Below are 21,024 nucleotides of genomic sequence, written 5' to 3' on the forward strand. Positions count from 1 at the left end.
GACCACGGCGGGGTGTCCGTGGCCGGTGCGGCGGATCCGGCCCCGCGGCCGGACGCGTGCGGTGCGCGGCGGCCGGACGCGTGCGGTGGCCGGACGCGTGCGTACGCGTGCGGTCCGGTGCGCATGCGGTCCTGTACGCGTACCCGCACGGTCCGGTGCGCGGCCCCGTGTCCGGCCCGGCTCAGGTGCCCGGCCGCTCGGAGCCCACCAGCCACATGGCGAAGAACTGCGCGCCGCCGCCGTACGCGTGGCCCATGGCCCGGCGGGCGCCGGGCACCTGGTGCTCCCCCGCCAGGCCCCGGACCTGGAGGGCCGCCTCCGCGAAGCGGATCATGCCGGAGGCGCCGATCGGGTTGGTGGACAGGACGCCCCCGGAGGGGTTGACCGGGAGGTCGCCGTCGAGTTCGGTGACCCCGGCCTCGGTGAGCTTCCAGCCCTCGCCCTCCTGCGCGAAGCCCAGGTTCTCCAGCCACATGGGCTCGTACCAGGAGAAGGGGACGTACATTTCGACCGCGTCGATCTCCCGGCGCGGATCGGTGATCCCGGCCTGCCGGTAGACGTCGGCGGCGCAGTCCTTGCCCGCCTGCGGCGAGACGAAGTCCTTGCCCGCGAAGAGCGTCGGCTCGCTGCGCATCGCTCCGCCGTGCACCCACGCGGGGGGCCGGGGCGAGCGGGTCGCGCCCGCCCGGTCGGTGAGGACCATCGCGCAGGCCCCGTCCGAGGACGGGCAGGTCTCGGAGTAGCGGATCGGGTCCCAGAGCATGGGCGAGGCCTGGACCTTCTCCAGGGTGATGTCGTGCTCGTGCAGGTGCGCGTACGGGTTCTTCAGCGCGTTGCGCCGGTCCTTGTACGCCACGAGCGAGCCCACCGTGTCGGGCGCGCCGGTGCGCCGCATGTACGCGCGCACGTGCGGGGCGAAGAACCCGCCGGCGCCGGCCAGCAGGGGCTGCTGGAAGGGGACGGGGAGGGAGAGCCCCCACATGGCGTTCGACTCGGACTGCTTCTCGAAGGCCAGGGTCAGGACGGTGCGGTGGACGCGGGCGGCGACGAGGTTGGCGGCGACGAGCGCGGTGGAACCGCCGACCGAGCCGGCGGTGTGCACGCGCAGCATCGGCTTGCCGACCGCGCCGAGGGCGTCGGCGAGGTAGAGCTCCGGCATCATCACGCCCTCGAAGAAGTCGGGGGCCTTGCCGATGACGACCGCGTCGATGTCCGCCCAGGTCAGTTCGGCGTCGGCGAGCGCGCGGACCGCGGCCTCGCGGACCAGGCCGGCGAGGGAGACGTCGTGGCGGGCGGCGACGTGCCGGGTCTGGCCGACGCCGACGACGGCCACCGGCTCCTTGCCCGTGGTGCCCGGTCCGCTCATGCTCGGTCCCCTTCCAGGACGGCGACCAGGTTCTGCTGGAGGCAGGGCCCGGAGGTGGCGTGGGCGACGGCCCGGTCGGACTCCCCGCGGTGGATCCGGGCGGCGGCCTCGCCGATGCGGATCAGGCCGGCGGCCATGACGGGGTTGGCGGCGAGGGCGCCGCCGGAGGGGTTGACGGCCACCCCGTCGCCGAGGCCGAGCGCCTTGCGCAGGACGACCTCCTGCGAGGAGAAGGGCGCGTGCAGTTCGGCCGTGTCCACCGGGGCGTCGAAGAGCCCGGCGTGCTCGGCGGCGGTCCGGGTGGACGGGGAGTCGGTCAGGTCGCGCAGGCCCAGGCCGTGGGCCTCGATGCGGTGGTCGATGCCGGTGATCCAGGCGGGCCGCGCGCACAGCCGGCGGGCGGCGTCGCCGGCGGCCAGGACGACGGCGGCCGCCCCGTCGCCGATGGGCGGGCAGTCCCCGGTGCGCAGGGGCGCCACCTGGTAGCCGCCCTGCGGGACGGCTCCGCGGAGCTGGGCGTGCGGGTTGGCGGCGGCCGCGGCCCGGCTGCGGGCGCCGATGGCGGCGAGGGCCGGTTCGTCGGTCTCCCCCGCGTCGATGAGCGCCTGCGCCTGGAGGGCGGCCAGGGCCACGGAGTCGGGCCACAGGGGTGCGAGGTAGTACGGGTCGAGCTGGCGGGTGAGGACGTCGCGGACGGAGCCCGGGGAGGACTTCCCGTACGCGTAGACGAGCGCGGTGTCGGCCTCGCCGGTCTGGATCTTGACCCAGGCCTCGTAGAGGGCCCAGGCGCCGTCCATCTCGACGTGCGACTCGGAGATCGGCGGCCAGGCGCCGACGCCGTCGAGGGTCATGGTGAAGGAGAAGGCCCGGCCGGCGAGGTAGTCGCTGGAGCCGGAGCAGGTGAAGCCGATCTCGCCGGTCTTCAGGCCGGTGTCGGCCAGCACCCGGTGCAGGACCGGCATGACCATCTCGACTTCGCTGAGTTCGTCGGTGCGGCGCAGGTGGTCGCTCTGGGCGAAGGCGACGACGGCGACCTCGCGGGCGTGGCGCGTGCTCCCGGGCATCAGATGAGCTCCTTGTACGCGTCGTAGTCCGCGTCCGGTTCGCCGGTGGGGCGGTAGTGGTCGGGGTAGCGGCCGCCGTCGGTCCACACGGGTTCGACGCGCAGGCCCATGCGGACCTGGTCGTACGGGATGCCGCCGATCCGGCCGTGGAGGGCGAGGCCGGCGCCGTCGAGGGCGATGTGGGCGTAGACGTAGGGGACTTCGATGTCGAGGTTCTTCGCCTTGATGTTGACGATGCAGAAGGTGGTGACCGTGCCGGCCGGGCCCACCTCGACCCGGTCGGTGGTGGCGACCCCGCAGGTGGGGCAGGCGCCGCGCGGGGGGACGTAGACCTTGTGGCAGGAGGGGCAGCGCTCGCCGACGGTCCGCCGCTCGGAGAGGGCGTTGATGTAGGCGGTCTGGGCGCGGCCGGGGCTGTAGGTGTAGTCCAGGCGGGCCGCGGCGACGATGCCGGTGACGGGGTCGGCGAAGGCGCCGTCGTGCGGGGCGGCGGTCCCTTCGGGACCGGTCTCCGCGTCGGGTTCGAAGCAGGCGATGTCGGTGATGGCCCCGGTGCGTTCGGCCGCCCAGCGCACGCGGACCCGCATGCCGGTGCGCACGGCGTCGGGTCCGGGGGCGTCGAGGGCGTGCAGGAGGGCGGTGTCGGCGCCGTCGAGCCGGACCAGCACCCAGGCGAAGGGGGTGGCGAGGGGCTGCTGGGGGCGGGGCTCGCCGTTCCAGGCCCAGGTGGTGACGGTCCCGGTGGGCGCGACCTCGACGAGCTCGCGGAGCTCCTCGGCGGTGACGGGGTCGTATTCGACGGGCGGCACCATCACGCCGCCGCCGGAGGTCCGCACGCCGAGGACGACGCGCTCGCGGAGCCCGGTGAGGAAGGCGCTCTGGACGGGCCCGAGGGAGCGGGTGAAGGGGAACTCGACGACGAGGGGCGCACGCAGCACCTCGGGCGGGGACGCGGCTGTCATGGAGGGTCTCCGATGCTCGGACGGTGGTACGGGACACGGGACGGAAGGCCCGGGACCGCGCCGGTGCACGACCCCGGGCCGCGCCCCGGCGGCTCGCTCGGGGCACGGCCCCGGCAGGCGGGTCCCCGGGGGTGGGATCGTGCGGCTCGGCCGCAGCCCCTGGGTTCGGGCCGCGGGCGCGGAGGGCGGGGCGCGGCCCCGGAGAGGGGGGCGCCCGCCCGGGGCCGGGGCGCGCCTCTCCGGGCGTCCCGGGGGGGGCGGGCGTCCGGGGGCGGGGCGTGCGGAAGGTCCGGGGGGCCGGAAGGTCCGGGGGGCCGGGCGTCCGGAAGGTCCGGAGGTCCGGGCGTCCGGAAGGTCCGGGGGTCCGGGCGTCCGGGCGTCCGGAAGGTCCGGGGGGGCCGGGGGGCCGGAGGTCCCGGGCGCAGCTCCGGGGAACGGGGACGGGCGGGTGGGGGACCGGACCCGCATCGGCGGCCGCGCCCGGCCACGGGTCAGGCCCGCCGGTAGACCGGGGCCCGCTTCTCGGCGAAGGCCCGCGCCCCCTCCTTCGCGTCGGCCGTGTCGAAGACGGGCCAGCCCCGGGCCAGTTCGGCGGCCAGGCCCTCCCTCTCCGTCATGCCGGCCGTCTCGTAGACGGAGGCCTTCACCGCCTCGACGGCCAGCGGCCCGCACGCGTTGATCCGTTCGGCGGTCTCCAGCGCGGCCTCCAGCGCCGTCCCGTCGGGCACCACCCGCCCGACGAGTCCGATCCGCGCCGCCTCCTCGGCCGAGTAGGGGCGTCCGGTGAGCAGCATCTCCAGGGCGTGCGTGCGCGGGATCTGCCGGGGCAGCCGTACCGTCGAGCCGCCGATCGGGAACAGCCCCCGCCTGACCTCGAAGAGGCCGAAGGTGGCCCCGGCCCCGGCGACCCGGATGTCCGTGCCCTGGAGGATCTCGGTGCCGCCGGCCACGCAGTGGCCCTCCACCGCAGCGATCACCGGCTTGCGCGGCCGGTGGTGGCGGAGCATCGCCTTCCAGTGCAGGTCGGGGTCGGCCTTGAGCCGGTCCCGGTACGCGTCGCCCGCCATGCCCTGCCCGGCCAGCGCCTTGAGGTCCATTCCGGCGCAGAAGTCCCCGCCCGCGCCCGTGAGGACCACCGACCGGATCCCGTCGTCCGCGTCCGCCTCCAGCCAGCCGTCGTGGAGCCCCACGAGCAGGGGAAGCGAGAGCGCGTTCTTCGCCTCCGGCCTGTTCATGGTGAGCACCAGCGTGGCGCCGTGGCGGTCCACGGTCAGGTGTTCCGTCCCACCCATTGCCGTCCTCCCGTCTCGAGACCTAGAACAGGTTGCAGGAGGGCCGGGTGCAGTACAAGGGTTTTCTGACGACCAGTCAGTTTTCTTGGCGGGCGCCCTTCCCAGTTGCGCCGGGCGGCGCTCTAATGACCGCCGAGCAGACCGGCCGCCCGGTCCGGGTCAGGAGGAGGAACGGTGGAGTACAACCTTGCCGACCTGTTCGAATCGGTCGTGGACGTGGTCCCCGACCGCGAGGCCCTGGTGTACGTCGACCACCCCGGGACCGGCGCCGAGCGCCGCCTGACGTACGCGGAGCTGGACGCGGCCGCGAACCGCGTCGCGCACCACCTGGCGGACAGCGGCCTGGCGCCCGGCGAGCACGTGGGGCTGCACCTCTACAACGGCGTCGAGTACCTCCAGACCGTGCTGGCCTGCCTCAAGGCGCGGCTCGTGCCGGTGAACGTCAACTACCGCTACGTGGAGGAGGAGCTCGTCTACCTCTACAACGACGCCGACCTGGCCGCGCTCGTCTTCGAGGGCGAGTTCACGGAGCGGGTCGCGGCGGCGCTGCCGCAGACGCCGGGGCTGCGCCACCTGGTCCGGGTCGGCGCCACGCCGCCGGGCGCGCCGGAGCCGGCGATCGCGCCCGTGGCGTACGCGGACGCCGAGGCGGCCGGGTCGCCGGAGCGCGGGTTCCCGCCGCGCAGCCCCGACGACCTGTTCATCATCTACACCGGCGGCACGACCGGCATGCCCAAGGGGGTCATGTGGCGGGCCGAGGACCTGTTCTTCGCGGGCCTGTTCGGCGGCGAGCCCTCGGGGGAGCCGGTCAAGCGCCCGGAGGAGCTGGCCGAGCGGGTCGCGGCGCGGGGCGCGGGGCTCACCTTCTTCCCCGCTCCCCCGCTGATGCACGGAACGTCGACGCTGACCTCGTTCATCGCCTTCAACTACGGGCAGCGGGTGGTGATCCACCGCAAGTACGTCCCCGAGGAGGTGCTGCGCACGATCGAGAAGGAGAAGGTGTCGAGCGTGTCGCTGGTGGGCGACGCGATGCTCCGACCGCTGATCGACGCCCTGAACGGACCGCTGAAGGGGACGGACCTCTCCTCGCTGTTCAGCGTCTCCTCCTCGGGGGCGATCATGTCGGAATCGGTGCGCGCCGAGTTCCGGCGGCTGGTGCCGAACGTGGTGCTGCTGAACAACTTCGGTTCGTCCGAGTCGGGTTCGAACGGGCGGGCCACGGACGACTCCGGACCGGAGAAGGGGTTCCGGCTCCAGGTCAACGACCGTACGCAGGTGGTGGACCCGGTGACGCACGAGCCGGTGGCGGTGGGTGTGCCGGGGCGCCTCGCCCAGCGCGGGCACGTTCCGCTGGGCTACTACAACGACCCGGTGAAGACGGCCGAGACCTTCTTCCGGAAGGGCGCGGAGCGGTGGGTGCTGCTGGGTGACATGGCGACGGTCGACGAGGAGGGCATCGTCACCGTCCTCGGGCGCGGTTCGCAGTGCATCAACACCGGTGGCGAGAAGGTGTATCCGGAGGAGGTCGAGCAGGCGCTGAAGTCCCATCCGGACGTGTACGACGCCCTGGTCGCCGGCGTCCCCGACCCGACCTGGGGCAGCCGTGTGGCCGCGGTGGTGCAGGTGCGGGCGGGCGCGCCGGAGCCCTCGCTGGACGAGATCCAGCGGCACTGCCGGACGCGGCTGGCGGGGTACAAGATCCCGCGCCAGCTGGTGATCGCCCCGTCCATCGAGCGCTCGCCGAGCGGCAAGGCGGACTACCGCTGGGCGAAGGCGGTGGCCACCGAGGCGGATGCGGCGGGGCGGGGATAGGGGCGGCCGGAGCGGGCGCCGGACACGGACGGGCGCCCCCGCGCCGCCCGCACCCGGCGGGTCGGCGGGGGCCGGGCCCCGGTTCACCCCTGCCCGACCCCGCCAGACCCCCGCCAGGCCCCGTCAGGCGTCCGCCAGGCCCCGCCAGGCCCCGTCAGGCCCCCGCCAGGCCCCCGTCACGCCCCCGTGGCCAGGAAGCGTTCGACGCGGGCGGCGAAGCGGGGGCCGTCGTCCAGCCAGGGGAAGTGCGCGGCGCCGGGCTGGACGTCGAGGACCCCGGCGGGGAAGAGCCGCGCCAGTTCCGCCGCGACCTCCGGCGGCGGGCTGCCGTCCAGCTCGCCCGCCAGGACCAGCACCTCCCCCGTGAACCGCGCCAGCGCGGCGCGGAGGGCCGGCGGGTCGAAGGCCCCCTCGCCCGCGAAGGCGAGGGAGGCCTTCGCGTTGCGCTCGGCCGCCCCGGCCGCGTGAAGGGCCCGGGCGGCCGCGTCCCAGCGCCCGTGGAAGAGCGGGGCCGTGAGGTCCCAGTCGCCGTCCCGGTCCGCGCCCGCGAGGATCCGCCCGTAGGCCTCCATCGCCGTGTCGTACGGTTCGCGGCCCGCCCTCAGCCGGGCCGCGCCCAGGCGCTGTTCGGCGGTGACGGGGAGGCCGGCCGCCCAGGGGACGGGGGTGACCAGGACGAGGCGGCCCACCCGCTCGGGGTGCGCGCCCGCGTACATCATGGCGAGGCTTCCGGCCGCCGAGTGGCCCAGCAGGTCCATGCGCTCCAGGCCCAGGTGGAGGCGGAGCGCCTCGACGTCCGCGACCTGGTGGTCGGCGCGGTACGTGGACTCGTCCGCCGGGAGCGCGGAGTCGCCCGTGCCGCGCAGGTCGAGGCGGATCAGCCGGCGCCCGGAGGCCAGCCCGCCGAGGTCGCCGAGGTAGCGGGACGCCCGCATGGCCCCGCCGGGCAGGCAGACCAGCGGTTCGCCGTCACCCTGGACGTGGTGGGCGAGTTCGGTTCCGTCGTAGGTGGTGAATACATGCATGGACCCCATCCCAACAGACGATCACTCGTTCGAGTCATTGATTTGCGGGTCGGGGTCCGGCACTCTACCGAATGAACGTTCGGTTGGATTGGGTCGGTCCTTGATGAGGTGACGGCAATGGCGGCGTACACGGATCTCGACGATCACGGCGGTCCCGACGGGGCCGCCGACGGCGACGAAGGAGAGCGGCTCGGCCGCGACGAGCTGGCGGCGCTCCAGCTCAAGCGGCTCCGGGCTACCCTGCACCGGGTCTACGACCGCGTGCCCTTCTACCAGGAGGCCTTCGACAAGGCGGGGGTGCATCCCGACGACTGCCGCTCCCTGGCCGATCTCGCGCTCTTCCCGCTGACCACCAAGGCGGACCTGCGCGGCCAGTACCCCTTCGGGATGTTCGCCGTCCCCCGCCCCGACGTCCGCCGACTGCACGCCTCCAGCGGCACCACCGGCCGGCCGACGGTAGTGGGCTACACCGACGGGGACCTCGCCACCTGGGCCGACGTGGTCGCGCGGTCGCTGCGCGCGGCGGGCGCCCGGCCGGGGCAGATCGTGCACATCGCGTACGGGTACGGCCTGTTCACCGGGGGCCTCGGCGCCCACTACGGCGCGGAGCGGCTGGGGTGCACGGTCGTCCCCGCCTCCGGGGGGATGACGGACCGCCAGGTCAGGCTGATCCAGGACCTGCGGCCGGAGGTCATCATGGTGACCCCCTCCTACATGCTCACCCTGCTCGACGAGATGGAGCGCCAGGGTGTGGACCCGCGCTCGACCTCCCTGCGGACGGGCGTCTTCGGCGCGGAGCCCTGGACCGAGGAGATGCGCCGGGAGATCGAGGACCGGCTCGGCATCGACGCCGTCGACATCTACGGCCTGTCGGAGGTCACGGGACCGGGCGTGGCCCAGGAGTTCGCTTCGCACAAGGACGGGCTGCACATCTGGGAGGACCACTTCTACCCGGAGGTGATCGACCCGCTGACCGGGGCGGTGCTGCCGGACGGCGAGCTCGGCGAGCTGGTGTTCACCTCCCTCACCAAGGAGGCGATGCCCCTGATCCGCTACCGCACCCGGGACCTGACGCGGCTGCTGCCGGGCACCGCGCGGCCCGCCTTCCGCCGGATGGAGAAGGTGACGGGCCGCAGCGACGACATGATCATCCTGCGCGGGGTGAACCTCTATCCGACCCAGATCGAGGAGATACTCCTGCGCATCCCCGCCCTGGCCCCCCACTTCCAGCTCCGGCTGACCCGGCAGGGGCGCATGGACGCCCTCACGGTGCGGGTGGAGGCGCGCCGGGAGGCCGATGCCGGGCAGCGGCGGGCGGCGGCAGCGGAGCTGGCGCGCGCGGTCAAGGAGGGCGTCGGGGTGTCCGTCGGGGTGGAGGTGGTGGAGCCGGAGACCCTGGAGCGCTCGGTCGGCAAGATCAAGCGGGTGAAGGACCTGCGCGAGGCCCGGGAGGGCGCCGGGGAGGGCTGAGGCGCGACGGGGCGGCCCTCCCGGCTCGTCCCCGCCGGCCGGCGGGGAGCCACCCCTTCGGCCCCACTTCGGCGCGGCTTCCGGGACCCGGCGGGGCCGTCCGGGTAGGGGATGGGGTGTGACCTCGACCCTCCGGCAGCTGCACGACCGGTTCCTGGGCTCCCCCGCCGGGCTGGCCTGGAGCCGGGGCCGCGAGATCGAGCTGATGCACCGGGCCATGGGCTTCGCCGCCCTCGGCTTCCTCACCCTGGTGCCGCTGCTGGTGGTGGTGGCGGCGGCCGCGCCGGGCAGCGGTTCGGGCTTCGGCCGCTGGCTGGGCCAGGCCCTCGGGGTCACCGCGGCCTCCCGGGCCAAGGTCGAGATGCTCTTCGGGGCGGCCGACCTGGCGCTGGAGCGGACCACCGCCTTCGGGCTGGCGGCGCTCGCGGTGTTCGGCCTGACGTTCGGCTCCGCCGTGCAGACCGGCTACGAGAAGGTGTGGGACCTGCCGACGGCCCGCTGGCACACCATGTGGCGGCACGTCGTGTGGCTGGCCCTGCTGGTCTGCTACCTGGCGCTGCTGGTCGGCATCCCCCCGCCCTCCCCCAACGCGGCGGGCACCCTCCTCGGCACCGTCAGCGACATGGTCGGCACCTGCCTGTTCTTCTGGGGCTCCGGGCGGCTGCTGCTGGGCGGGCGGGTGCGCTGGGCCGCCCTGTTCCCCGGGGCGGTCGCCACCACCCTCGGCCTGCTGGGCCTGCGCATCTTCTCGCAGCTGGTGTTCTCCCCGCTGATCGCCTCGAACGCCGTGACGTACGGCCCGTTCGGCACGCTGCTGGTCGTCCAGTCGTGGCTGGTCGGCGTCGGCTTCGTGGTCTACGGCGGGGCACTGGTGGGCCGTCTGGTCCACGAGCACCGCACCCTGCGGCGGCTGCGGGCGGACGGAGTCCTCGACTCCGGCGACGGCCCTTCCCAGGATGCGGGACAGGAGTGAGCACGGCGGCCGGACGCATGGCAGGATCACGCCCGTACACCCACAACACCGTTGGATATCAGGGGGATTGATGTCTGCACAGGATCTCGCCGCCGGCCGGGTCTGGCTGATCACCGGGGCTTCCTCGGGCTTCGGGCGGACGCTGGCGGAGGCCGCGCTCGCGGCCGGGGACACGGTCGTCGCGGCGGCCCGCCGGCCCGCCGCGCTCGACGAACTCGCGGCCGCCCACCCGGAGCGGCTCGTACCGGTCGCGGCGGACGTGACGGACGCGGCGCGCGTCGACGCGGTGGTCACCGAGGCCGTGGAGCGGTTCGGCCGGATCGACGTCCTCGTCAACAACGCCGGCCGCGGTCTGATCGGGGCGGTGGAGGAGACCTCCGAGGCCGAACTCCGCGACCTGATGGAGCTGCACTTCTTCGGCCCCGCCGCGCTGATCCGCGCCGTGCTGCCGCACATGCGCGAGCGCAAGTCCGGTGCGATCGTGCAGATGAGCAGCATGGGCGGACGGCTGTCCTTCCCGGGCGTCGGCGCGTACTCGGCGACCAAGTTCGCGCTGGAGGGCCTCACCGAGGCGCTGCGGGGCGAGGTCGCGGCCTTCGGGATCAAGACGCTGATCGTGGAGCCCGGGTCCTTCCGCACGGGCTTCGCGGGCGGCGCCGCGCTCCAGCAGTCGGCGGCCGTCCTGCCCGCCTACGCGGACACCGTCGGCGCGGTGCGCACGGGACTGCCCGACAGCGACGGCAGGCAGCCCGGTGACCCGGTCAAGGCCGCCGCCGCGATCCTGGCCGCGCTGGACGCGGAGGACACCCCGCTGCGGCTCGCCCTGGGCAACGACGCCTTCGACGCGATCCTCGCCCACTCCGACGCGGCCCGCGAGGAGGCCCGTACCTGGGAGTCCGTCAGCCGCGGCACGGACTTCGACGCCTGACCCGCTCGCCCGCCGGCCGGGTCCCCTCCGCGGGGCCCGGCCGGCGGGGTGTCAGGAGCTGCCCAGGCGGTCGCGGAGTTCGCGTTTGAGGATCTTCCCGCTGGCGTTGCGCGGCAGGGCCTCCACGAACAGGACCCGCTTCGGGGCCTTGAAGTGGGCGAGCCGCTCGCGGGCGTAGGCCATCAGCTCGGACTCGGTGACCTCCCCGCGCGGGACGACCACGGCCGTGACCGCCTCGATCCACCGCTCGTCCGGCAGCCCCACCACGGCCGCCTCGGCCACCCCCGGGTGGGTGTAGAGCACGTCCTCCACCTGCCGGGAGGCCACCAGCACCCCGCCGGAGTTGATGACGTCCTTGACCCGGTCCACGACGGTGAAGTACCCCTCCTCGTCGCGTACCGCGAGGTCGCCGGAGCGGAACCAGCCGTCCCGGAAGGCCCTGTCCGTGGCCTCCGGATCGTTCCAGTAGCCCAGGCACAGCTGTGGCGAGCGGTACACGACCTCCCCCGGCGTCCCGTCCGCGACCTCCGCCCCGGCCTCGTCGACCACCTTCGCCTCCACGTGCGCCACCGGTCGCCCGCAGGACTCCATGCGCCCCTCGTGCTCGTGCGGTCCCAGGACCGTGGCCAGCGGGCCGATCTCGCTCTGCCCGAAGCAGTTGTAGAACGCCAGCCCCGGCAGCCGCTGCCGCAGCCGCTCCAGTACCGGGACCGGCATGATCGACGCCCCGTAGTAGGCCTTGCGCAGCGCGCCGAGCTCCCGCTCCCCGAACTGGGGGTGGCCGGCCAGGGCGATCCACACGGTCGGCGGTGCGAAGAGGCTGTCCGCGCGGCCCGCCTCCACCAGGTCGAAGACCTCCTCGGCCGCCGGCCCGTCCAGGACGGTGTTGTCCGCGCCCACCGCCAGGTACGGCAGCAGGAACACGTGCATCTGCGCCGAGTGGTAGAGCGGCAGGGAGTGGACGGGCCGGTCCCCCTCCGCCAGGTCCAGGGCGGCGATCGCGCTCTCGTACTCGTGCGCCAGTGCCCGGTGGGTCATCATCGCGCCCTTGGGCAGGGCCGTGGTGCCCGAGGTGTACAGCAGCTGCACCACCGCGGAGGCGTCGGCGGAGGGCTCGAAGGGGAGCGGTTCGGCCGAGGCGGCCAGGAAGGATCCGGGTGCGTCGCGCAGCACCCGCACGGGGTACCCGTCGGGGACCCGGTCGGCCAGGCCGGGGTCGGCGAGGACCAGGGCGCTCCCGCTGTCGCCGAGGAGGTGCGCGAGGTCCCCGCCGGTGAGGTTCTGGTTGACCGGGACGTGGACGAGGCCGGCGCGGGCGCAGGCGAGGAAGGCGATGGGGTAGGCGTCGGAGTTGTGGGCGAAGGTCGCGACCCGGTCGCCGGCGGCGAGCCCGTACCGCTCCCGCAGCACGGCGGCCCCGGCCGAGACCGCCGCGTCGAGTTCCGCGTACGTCCAGGTCCGCTCGCGGTAGCGGAGGGCCGTCCTGCCGGGGTGCCGCCGCGCGGAGGCCCGTACCAGTCCGTCGACCGTGTGGTGCCGTACTGCCGTCATGGCGCGATCCTCGCGCCGCCGCGCGGCCGGGTCAAGATCGGCGTCCGCGTCCGCCGGCGCCCTCCCGGCCGCCGGCGCGCCACGGCTGACGGCGCGCCACGGCTGACGGTCCGCTACGGGCTGACGGCGAGGAAGAGGTAGGCGGCGAGGATGACGAGGTGCACCCCGCCCTGGAGGAGGGTGGCGCGGCCGGGGACGATCGTCAGGGCGCCGACCACCACGGTCAGCGCCAGCAGCACCATGTGGGTGGGCCCGAGGCCGAGCAGCAGGGGCCCCTTCAGCCAGACGGAGGCGAGGGCGATGGCGGGGATGGTCAGGCCGATGCTGGCGATGGCGGAGCCGTAGCCCAGGTTGAGGCTGGTCTGGACCCGGTCGCGGCGGGCGGCGCGGACGGCGGCGAGGGTCTCGGGGAGCAGGACGAGCAGGGCGATGATCACACCGACGACGGCCTGCGGCAGCCCGGCTTCGGCGACGCCCTTCTCGATGGTCGGGGAGACGGACTTGGCGTCGCCGACGACCGCGACGAGGGCGACGAACAGCAGGCCGAGGCTGGCCAGGGTGGCGCGGATGGTGGGCGGTGCGGCGTGCTCCTCGCCGCCGCCGGCCGGGGTGCTCTCGGTGGCCACGGGCAGGAAGTAGTCCCGGTGGCGGACCGTCTGGACGGCGATGAACAGCCCGTACAGGGCCAGGGAGGCCACGGCCGCGAAGGCCAGCTGGGGGCTGGAGAACTCGGGGCCGGGCTTGCTCGTGGTGAAGGTCGGCAGGACCAGGCTGAGCGTGGCGAGGGTCGCGACGGTGGCCAGGGCCGCACCGGAGCCCTCCGCGTTGAACACGGCCACCCGGTTGCGCAGGGCCCCCACGAGCAGGGACAGGCCGACGATGCCGTTGCAGGTGATCATCACGGCGGCGAAGACCGTGTCCCGGGCGAGGGAGGCGGTCTTGTCGCCGCCGTCGGCCATCAGGGTGACGATCAGGGCCACTTCGATGACGGTGACGGCGACGGCGAGGACGAGCGAGCCGAAGGGCTCGCCCACCCGGAGGGCGATGACCTCGGCGTGGTGGACGGCCGCGAGGACCGCGCCCGCGAGGCAGAGGGCGACCAGGGCCACCAGGGGGCCGGGCAGGTCGCGGCCCCAGCTGAGGACGAGCGCGAAGAGCGCCACCACGGGGACCAGGAAGGTCCAGTCGGTCAGGGGGGATCGGTGCGTCGCCGTACTCATGTCTGCCAAGTTGCCAGACCGGCCGCCCGGGTGCGGCGTGAGGCGCGCGTCCGGGGCCCCGGAGTGGGTTTTCTCACGAAATTTCGGACCTGTGCTCCCGGTCGGGTCCGGCGCCGAACGGCCGGGGGCTTCCGCAGGACCCTCCGGGTGGCACATGATCCGTACATGACGAGCCGTACGAGAAGAGCGGAACTCATCGGGGCCGAGGGGAGCGAGGGCCGGTTCGACGGTCCCGCGACGGGCGACGAGCGGCCGATGCTGCTGTCCGTGCTGGCGGCCCAGCGCACGACGCTGGAGCTGAAGTGCGCAGGACTGGGCGCGGAGTTGTCCCGGCGGTCGGTGGAGCCCTCGACCCTCTCGCTGCTCGGCATCGTCCGCCATCTGGCCGACATGGAGCGGAAATGGTTCCGGAAGGTGCTCGCCGGGCAGGACGTGCGGCCGCGCTTCTCCTCGGCCGCCGACCCGGACGGGGACTTCGACGGCGCGGGGTCCGCTCCCGGGGCCGTGGAGGAGGCCTGGGCGGCGTGGCGCCACGAGGTGGAGTTCGCGGACCGGTTCGCCGCCGGGGCCCCCGGGCTGGACGTCGAGGGCGAGGACCCCTGGCGGGGGAAGGTGTCGCTGCGGTGGGTGCTGATCCACATGATCGAGGAGTACGCGCGGCACAACGGCCACGCCGATCTGCTGCGGGAGCGGATCGACGGGGCCGTCGGGATGTGACGGGAGGGGCTCCTCACACCGCGCGCTCGCGGCCCTCCCAGTAGGGGTCGCGCAGCCGGCGCTTGTAGAGCTTGCCGTTGGGGTCGCGGGGCATCGCCTCGATGAAGTCGACCGACTTCGGGCGCTTGTAGCCGGCCAGCCGGCCCTCGCAGTGGCGCAGGATCTCGTCGGCCAGCGCCTCGCCCGCCTCGAAGCCCTCGGCGGGCTCGACGACCGCCTTGACCTCCTCGCCCCAGCCCTCGTGCGGGATGCCGAAGGCCGCGGCGTCCGCCACCGCCGGATGGGTGAGGAGGGCGGACTCGATCTCGGCCGGGTAGATGTTCACCCCGCCCGAGATGATCATGTCGATCTTGCGGTCGCGGAGGAAGAGGTAGCCCTCCTCGTCGAGGAGGCCGAGGTCGCCGACGGTGAAGAAGTCGCCGATGCGGTTCTTGCGGGTCTTGCCCTCGTCCTTGTGGTAGCTGAAGCCGCCCGTGTTCATCTTGATGTAGACGGTGCCGAGCTCGCCGGCCGGCAGCCGGTTGCCGTCGTCGTCGAAGACGGCGAGCTCGCTGATCGGCCAGGCCCTGCCGACGGTTCCCGGCTTCTTCAGCCAGTCCTCGGCGGTGGCGAAGGCCCCGCCGCCCTCGCTGGCCGCGTAGTACTCCTCCACGCACCGGCCCCACCAGTCGATCATCGCCCGTTTGACGTGGTCGGGGCAGGGGGCGGCGCCGTGGATGGCGTGCCGCATGGAGGACACGTCATAGGCGTCCCTGGTCTCCTGCGGGAGGGCGAGGAGGCGGTGGAACTGGGTGGGCACCATGTGGGTGTGCGTGCAGGCGTGCCGGTCGATCAGGCGCAGCATCTCCTCGGGTCCCCACTTGTCCATCAGGACCAGCGGGTGGCCGATGTGCAGGGACGCGCCCGCGAACTGGAGCACGGCGGTGTGGTAGAGCGGCGAGCAGACGAGGTGGACGTTGCCGTCGAAGGGGCGGATGCCGAAGATGCCGAGGAACCCGCCGAGGTACGTCTCCTCCGGGAGCTTGCCGGGCAGCGGGCGGCGGATGCCGCGCGGGCGTCCGGTGGTGCCGGAGGTGTAGTTCATGACCCAGCCGAGGGTCCGGTCGGCGGGGGGCTGCGCGCTCCGCCCGTCGAGGAGTTCGGCGTACGGGCGGAAGCCCGGGACCGCTCCGACGGCGTAGCGGCGCTCCCCCGGGAGTCCCGCCTCGTCGGCCGCGGCGGTGGCGGCCCCGGCGAAGCGCTCGTGGGCGATGAGGACCTTGGCGCCGGAGTCGGAGACGATCCAGGCGATCTCGGGGCCGACGAGGTGGTGGTTGACGGGGACGAGGTAGAAGCCGGCCTGGGAGGCGGCGAGGTAGGCGGTGAGGAACTCGACGCCGTTGGGCAGGACGACGGCGAAGACGTCGCCCCGCTCCAGGCCCGCGGCGCGCAGGCCGTGGACGAGGCGGTTGACGTCGGCGTGCAGCCGTCCGGCGGTCCACTCCTCGCCGTCGGGGGCGACGAGGACGGTGCGCCCGGGGTCGGCGGCGGCCTGCGCCCAGAACCCGTTGGGGGGCTGGTCACTCATGCTGATCACACCTCTCGGGACCGGCCGGCGATGCGGTCGATGCGGTCGACGGCGCGCTCGAAGCCGCCGGTGAGCTCGTCGAAGACGGCCTGGACGCTGCGTTCGCTGTTCATCCGGCCGACGATCTGGCCGACGGGGGTGCCGAGCAGCGGGCGGACCTCGTACTTCTGGATCCGGGAGACGGCCTCGGCGACGAGCAGGCCCTGGAGGGGCATGGGGAGGGCGCCGGGGCCGGCCGGGTCGTCCCAGGCGTCGGTCCACTCGGTGCGCAGCTGGCGGGCGGGTTTGCCGGTGAGGGCGCGGGAGCGGACGGTGTCGCCGGAGCCGGCGGCGAGGAGTTTCTCGGTGAGGGCGCGGGAGTGGAGTTCGGCCTCGGTGGTGGTGAGCCAGAGGGAGCCCAGCCAGACGCCCTGGGCGCCGAGGGCGAGCCCGGCGGCGATCTGCTCGCCGCTGCCGATGCCTCCGGCGGCGAGGACGGGGAGCGGGGAGACGGCCTCGGCGATCTCGGGGACCAGGACCATGGTGGCGATGTCGCCGGTGTGGCCGCCGGCCTCGTAGCCCTGGGCGACGACGATGTCGATGCCGGCTTCGGCGTGCCGGCGGGCGTGCTTGGCGCTGCCGGCGAGGGCGGCGACGAGGACGCCGTGGTCGTGGGCGCGCGCGATGACGTCGGCGGGCGGGGAACCGAGGGCGTTCGCCAGGAGTTTGATGGGGTAGTCGAAGGCGACGTCGAGCTGGCTGCGGGCGACCTGCTCCATCCAGCCGGTGATCCGCCAGCCGGATGCCTCTCCCTCGGCGAGCACGGGGACGTGGTGCTTGGCGAGGGTGTCGCGGACGAAGGCCCGGTGGCCGGGCGGGATCATCGCCTCGATCTCGGCCTCGCCGATGCCGTCGACGGCCTTCTTGGCGGGCATGACGACGTCGAGGCCGTAGGGCATGCCGTCGGTGTGCGCCTGCATCCAGTCGAGGTCGCGCGCGAGGTCGTCGGGGGCGGTGTAGCGGACCGCCCCGAGGACGCCGAACCCGCCGGCGCGGGTGATGGCCGCGGCGACCGCCGGGAAGGGCGTGAAGCCGAAGATGGCGTGCTCGACTCCCAGTTTCTTGCTGAGCTCCGTCTCCATGGGCGTGAGGATGCCGCAGCGGGGCGGCCGAGGGAAGAGATTTTCTGATGCGGTGTCAGATTCTTGCGGCCCGGCCCGTGCGGAGGGTGCGCGGCGGACGGGCAGATACCCAGTAGCGTGCGGATCGCCAGCGGCGGGCCGCGGCGGATCGGGGCCCCCGGCCCGCGCCGCGCGGGCGTCACGGCCCGGGAGCCCCGGCCGACGCGGGCCCGCGAGCGGCCGGCCGACGGCCGGGGGCGGACGAGCGGCGCAGGACGGGGCGGTTGGGAGCGGAGAGGAGGACCGATCATGACGCACTGCACGGGGGCCCGCACGACGGCGGCCGCGGTGGGAACCGGGACGACGGCCGGCGCGGGGGCCGGAACCGGTGTGGAGGCCGAAGCCAGGACCGGGGCGACCACCGGGGCCGGGGCGAAGCCGGGGGCCGCGGCCGAGGACGGGTCAGAAGCGGTGACGGCAACCGACGCGAGGCCGGGGGCCAGGACCGAGGACGGGACGGGGACCACAGCCGGGGCGAGGCCGGGGGCCAGGACCGAGGACGGGACGGGGACGGCGGTCGGACCGAGGCCGGAGCCCAGGACCGAGGACGGGACGGGGACGGCGGTCGGGGGCGTAGCCGTAGGCGGTGGATCGGGCGGGACCGGGGCCGGAGCGGCCGGGGCTGCGCGCATGCGTGCGGACGGGAGCCGGGCCGGCGCCGAAGGGGAGCCGGAGTCCGGTCCGGGGCCCAGCCGGCGGGGGCTCGGGGCGCGGCTGCTCGCGCTCGGCGGGGTGTTCGTGCTGCATGCGGCCCTGCCCGGCGGCTCCGCCGGGGCGGCCGAGCGACGGGCCCTGCAGGGGCTGCGTCTGCGGTACGGGTCCGCGCGGCAGGCCGGGCTGCTGGAGCGGCACCTGGAGGGCGTGGCGGAGGAGGCCCGGCGCTTCCTCGGCCCCTCCCCCGAACACCCCTACTACGCCGGGGCCGTGGTCCTCGCGGGGCGGGGCCGCACGGTCGCCCTGCACCGGGCCATGGGGGACGCCGTCCGGTACGCCGACTACGACGGCCGCACCGACCGGCCCCGGGAGTTCCCCGCCGCCGAGCGGATCGCGATGGCCGAGGACACCGTCTTCGACCTCGCCTCCCTGAGCAAGCTGTTCACCTCCGTCGTCGCCGTGCAGCAGATGGAGCGGGGACGGCTGGAGCTGGAGGCGCCCGTCGACCGCTACCTGCCCGAGTTCACGGGCGGCGGCAAGGAGGCCGTCACCGTCCGGCAGCTGCTCACGCACACCTCGGGCCTGCGCTCCTGGGCGCCCTTCTACCAGGAGTCCACCCGCGAGGGTCAGTTGAGGCTGCTGTGGTCGGTGCGGCCCCAGGACACCCCCGGCACGGTCTACCGCTACTCGGACCTCAACCTCATCACGCTCCAGCTCCTCCTGGAACGCATCACGGGACGCACCCTGGACACCCTGGTGCACGACGAGATCACCGCTCCGCTCGGAATGCACCGCACGCGCTACAACCCCCCGCGCGCCTGGCGCCGCGCCGTCGCCGCCACCGAGGTGCAGCGACCGCCGTGGTCGGGACTGGACCGGGGCCTGGTGTGGGGCGAGGTCCACGACGAGAACGCGCACGCCCTCGGCGGGGTCGCGGGCCACGCCGGCGTCTTCGGCACGGCCTGGGACCTGGCCGTCCTCTCCCGCGCCCTCCTCGACGGCGGGGTCTACGCGGGCCGCCGCATCCTGCGCCCCGCGTCCGTGGAGCTCCTCTTCACCGACTACAACACCGCCTTCCCCGGCGACGACCACGGCCTCGGCTTCGAGCTCTACCAGCACTGGTACATGGGCGCGCTGGCCACCCCGCATTCCGCCGGGCACACCGGCTTCACCGGCACCTCCCTGGTGCTCGACCCCTCCACCGACTCCTTCCTCGTCCTGCTCGGCAACTCCGTGCACCCCGTACGCACCTGGCGGGCCGGCAGCGCACCCCGCGTGGCCACCGGCAACCGCTTCGCCCGGGCCGTGCCCGTCCGTACGAGGCACGGCGGCCCGGCCTGGTTCTCCGGCATGGAGACCGGCGGCTCGGGCACCCTCACCCTCCCCCCGCTGACCCCCGCCACCGACGGGGCGCGCCTGCGCTGCGCGGTCTGGTGGGACACCGTGCCCGGCGCCGGGGCCTTCCACCTGGAGGCCTCCGCGGACGGAACCGCCTGGCAGCCCGTCCCCTTCTCGACGGTGCGCACCACGGGCGGCGCGCCGGAGCAGTGGCCGGAGGGCTCGGCGGGCGGCTGGTCGGGCCGCATCTGGCACCGGCTGGAGGCCCCCCTCCCCGCCTGGGCGGGCCGCGAGGTCAGACTCCGCTTCCGTCATGCCGCGACGGGCCGCTACGTGGGCCGGGGCGTCTACGTGGACGTCATCCGCGTCTCCGAACCCCGCGCCCTCCTCTTCTCCGAGGACCGCCCCCGCGACGCCACCCGCCTCGAAGCCACGGGCTGGACCCGCTCGGCCGACTAGCGACCGGGGCCCGGGGGCCTTCGGCGCGCCGGTGAGCCGCCCCGGTCAGTCCGCGTCGAGGCGGCCGGTCACCACCAGGTCGCCGTCCGGGGTGCGGTGGGCGCGGTGGCCGGTGCGGAGGTAGCCGTCGGCGGTGAAGGAGCGGGCGTCGCGGTCGGGGGCTCGGTAGTAGCCGCGGACCGTGTGCGGGCCCCGGGCGAGGAGTTCGCCGGGGGCCCCGTCGGGGACGGGGCCGCCCTCGGCGTCGACCAGGCGGACCTGGTCGTCGGGCGAGAGCGGACGGCCGTGGGTGGCGAGGGCGGCCCCGCCCGGGTCGGTCGGGCGGGTGAGGGTGAGCAGGCCCTCCGGCAGGCCGAACACCTGCTGGACGCGGCACCCCAGTGCCGTGCCGAGCCGCTCGGCGGCGGCCCGGTCCGGGGGTGTCCCGGCGATCTGCACGAGCCGCAGGGCGCAGGGGGAGGTACCGGCGGCGGGGAGGGCGTCGAGCCAGGACCGGGCGGCGGCGGTGGTCAGCGCGGTGACGCTCACCCGCTCCCGGGCGAGCGCCGGCAGGCAGGCCTCGGGGTCCGGACCGTCCGCCAGGACGACGGCCGCACCGGCCGACAGGGCGCCGATGACGCCGGGCCCGCCCAGGGCGAGGCCGGAGCAGGCGGGCAGGGCGGCGAGGTACACGTCGTCCTCGGTGAGCGACAGCGCCCGGGCCGCGGCCGTCGCCTGGTAGGCGAAGTCGTCGTGGGTCCGCGGGACCAGCGCGGCCCCCTCGGCGACCAGCAGGAACGCCACCTGGCCCGCGCTCGGCGGCAGCGCCGGCCCGGGCGGGGCGTCGAGGGAGCCCAGCGGGGCGTACTGGCAGTTCGACGGGTCGGTGGTGAGGCCGCCGAACGGGGACTCGGCGCCCGGCTCCTCGTAGGTGAACACCCGCCGCAGGAAGGGCCATCGGGCCGCGATGCCGGCGGCCATCGCCATGTGGTCGAACCCCTGGTGGACCGCGGGGCCGACGTAACCGACGGCCTGGGTGATCCGTACGAGCTCGGGCACCTCGGCCTCCCGGTACGCGACCGGGCAGAACACGGGGACCAGTCCGGCGCGCATCAGCGCGAAGGCGGCGACCACGAACTCGGGCACGTTCGGCAGCTGGACGACCACCCGCATCCCGGGCCGCAGCCCGCGTCCCCGGAACCCGGAGGCCATCCGGTCCACGCGCCGGTTCAGCTGGGCGTACGTGAGGCGCGTGTCGCCGTGCACGAGCGCGGTGCGCGGCCCGTACTGGAGGGCCCAGCCGCGCAGCAGGTTGTCCAGGGTGCTGCCCTGCCAGTGCCCGGCCGCCCAGTAGTGGTCGACGAACTCCTCCGGCCAGGGCGTACAGCCGTCGAGCATCGGTGTCATGCGCGGGTCCCTCCCCCTCGGTCCCGACCAGCCAAGCCGCCGCCCGCTCCTCGGGCAATGCGCCGTCCCGACCAGGGAGG

The 21,024-nt window shown here is 74.7% G+C and carries 16 protein-coding genes; 6 read left to right on the plus strand and 10 right to left on the minus strand.

Going from position 1 to position 21,024, the window contains the following annotated elements; genetic code table 11:
• Positions 1-181: 181 nt before the first annotated feature.
• The 4 genes from ACIRBY_RS26440 to ACIRBY_RS26455 form a co-directional block, all read right to left on the minus strand.
• A complete protein-coding gene (locus tag ACIRBY_RS26440; RefSeq protein WP_403904776.1) occupies positions 182-1,366 on the minus strand; it encodes a thiolase domain-containing protein in 1,185 nt (394 codons plus the stop codon).
• Positions 1,363-2,430, minus strand: a complete 1,068-nt coding sequence (locus tag ACIRBY_RS26445; RefSeq protein ID WP_403904778.1) for a thiolase domain-containing protein — start codon at positions 2,428-2,430, stop codon at positions 1,363-1,365. The genes ACIRBY_RS26440 and ACIRBY_RS26445 overlap by 4 nt, the downstream gene beginning before the upstream one ends.
• Positions 2,430-3,392 (minus strand): Zn-ribbon domain-containing OB-fold protein, encoded by a 963-nt coding sequence (locus ACIRBY_RS26450; RefSeq protein ID WP_403904781.1) that lies wholly within the window; start codon positions 3,390-3,392, stop codon positions 2,430-2,432. Before ACIRBY_RS26450 ends, ACIRBY_RS26445 begins: the two co-directional genes overlap by 1 nt.
• A gap of 491 nt (positions 3,393-3,883) precedes the next feature.
• On the minus strand, positions 3,884-4,684 hold the full coding sequence (locus tag ACIRBY_RS26455) for a crotonase/enoyl-CoA hydratase family protein (protein WP_403904784.1): 801 nt from the start codon (positions 4,682-4,684) through the stop codon (positions 3,884-3,886).
• 174 nt (positions 4,685-4,858) lie between these two features.
• Between ACIRBY_RS26455 and ACIRBY_RS26460 the strand changes: the two genes are divergently transcribed.
• Positions 4,859-6,496: an acyl-CoA synthetase gene (locus ACIRBY_RS26460; protein ID WP_403904786.1), complete on the plus strand. Its 1,638-nt coding sequence runs from the start codon at positions 4,859-4,861 to the stop codon at positions 6,494-6,496.
• Between the two features lie 176 nt (positions 6,497-6,672).
• Here ACIRBY_RS26460 and ACIRBY_RS26465 read toward each other — a convergent pair whose 3' ends face one another.
• Positions 6,673-7,521: an alpha/beta fold hydrolase gene (locus tag ACIRBY_RS26465; protein WP_403904789.1), complete on the minus strand. Its 849-nt coding sequence runs from the start codon at positions 7,519-7,521 to the stop codon at positions 6,673-6,675.
• A 117-nt stretch (positions 7,522-7,638) separates the two neighbouring features.
• On the opposite strand from ACIRBY_RS26465, the gene paaK reads away from it, so the two are divergent.
• The 3 genes from paaK to ACIRBY_RS26480 all read left to right on the plus strand — a co-directional run bounded on the left by paaK (position 7,639) and on the right by ACIRBY_RS26480 (position 10,892).
• Complete coding sequence (paaK, locus tag ACIRBY_RS26470; protein ID WP_403904792.1) at positions 7,639-8,991, plus strand: phenylacetate--CoA ligase PaaK; 1,353 nt, start codon at positions 7,639-7,641, stop codon at positions 8,989-8,991.
• A gap of 118 nt (positions 8,992-9,109) precedes the next feature.
• A complete protein-coding gene (locus tag ACIRBY_RS26475) occupies positions 9,110-9,964 on the plus strand; it encodes a YhjD/YihY/BrkB family envelope integrity protein (protein ID WP_403904795.1) in 855 nt (284 codons plus the stop codon).
• Positions 9,965-10,034: 70 nt separating this feature from the next.
• The gene (locus ACIRBY_RS26480; RefSeq protein WP_403904797.1) at positions 10,035-10,892 is read left to right on the plus strand and encodes an oxidoreductase; all 858 of its coding nucleotides are present in this window, start codon (positions 10,035-10,037) and stop codon (positions 10,890-10,892) included.
• A 51-nt stretch (positions 10,893-10,943) separates the two neighbouring features.
• On the opposite strand, the gene ACIRBY_RS26485 is transcribed toward ACIRBY_RS26480, so the two are convergent.
• Both ACIRBY_RS26485 and ACIRBY_RS26490 read right to left on the minus strand, forming a co-directional pair.
• Positions 10,944-12,443, minus strand: a complete 1,500-nt coding sequence (locus ACIRBY_RS26485; RefSeq protein ID WP_403904800.1) for a fatty acyl-CoA synthetase — start codon at positions 12,441-12,443, stop codon at positions 10,944-10,946.
• A 113-nt stretch (positions 12,444-12,556) separates the two neighbouring features.
• The gene (locus tag ACIRBY_RS26490) at positions 12,557-13,663 is read right to left on the minus strand and encodes a calcium:proton antiporter (protein ID WP_403904802.1); all 1,107 of its coding nucleotides are present in this window, start codon (positions 13,661-13,663) and stop codon (positions 12,557-12,559) included.
• Between the two features lie 165 nt (positions 13,664-13,828).
• Here ACIRBY_RS26490 and ACIRBY_RS26495 point away from each other — a divergent pair, with 165 nt between their 5' ends.
• Complete coding sequence (locus ACIRBY_RS26495) at positions 13,829-14,380, plus strand: DinB family protein (RefSeq protein WP_403904804.1); 552 nt, start codon at positions 13,829-13,831, stop codon at positions 14,378-14,380.
• 13 nt (positions 14,381-14,393) lie between these two features.
• Here ACIRBY_RS26495 and ACIRBY_RS26500 read toward each other — a convergent pair whose 3' ends face one another.
• Positions 14,394-15,947, minus strand: coding sequence for an acyl-CoA synthetase (locus ACIRBY_RS26500; RefSeq protein WP_403904807.1), 1,554 nt, complete (start codon positions 15,945-15,947; stop codon positions 14,394-14,396).
• Positions 15,948-15,952: 5 nt separating this feature from the next.
• Positions 15,953-17,068 (minus strand): nitronate monooxygenase, encoded by a 1,116-nt coding sequence (locus ACIRBY_RS26505; RefSeq protein WP_403904810.1) that lies wholly within the window; start codon positions 17,066-17,068, stop codon positions 15,953-15,955.
• A gap of 669 nt (positions 17,069-17,737) precedes the next feature.
• Between ACIRBY_RS26505 and ACIRBY_RS26510 the strand changes: the two genes are divergently transcribed.
• Positions 17,738-19,558 carry a serine hydrolase gene (locus ACIRBY_RS26510; RefSeq protein ID WP_403904812.1) on the plus strand — a complete coding sequence of 607 codons (1,821 nt, stop codon included), beginning with the start codon at positions 17,738-17,740 and terminating at the stop codon, positions 19,556-19,558.
• A 45-nt stretch (positions 19,559-19,603) separates the two neighbouring features.
• Here the strand turns inward: ACIRBY_RS26510 and ACIRBY_RS26515 are convergent, their stop codons facing one another.
• Entirely contained in the window at positions 19,604-20,944 is a 1,341-nt protein-coding gene (locus tag ACIRBY_RS26515) for an AMP-binding protein (RefSeq protein ID WP_403904814.1), read from the minus strand.
• Positions 20,945-21,024 lie beyond the last annotated feature (80 nt).

This window comes from Streptomyces sp. NPDC096136 (assembly GCF_044763325.1).
Classification (GTDB): domain Bacteria; phylum Actinomycetota; class Actinomycetes; order Streptomycetales; family Streptomycetaceae; genus Streptomyces.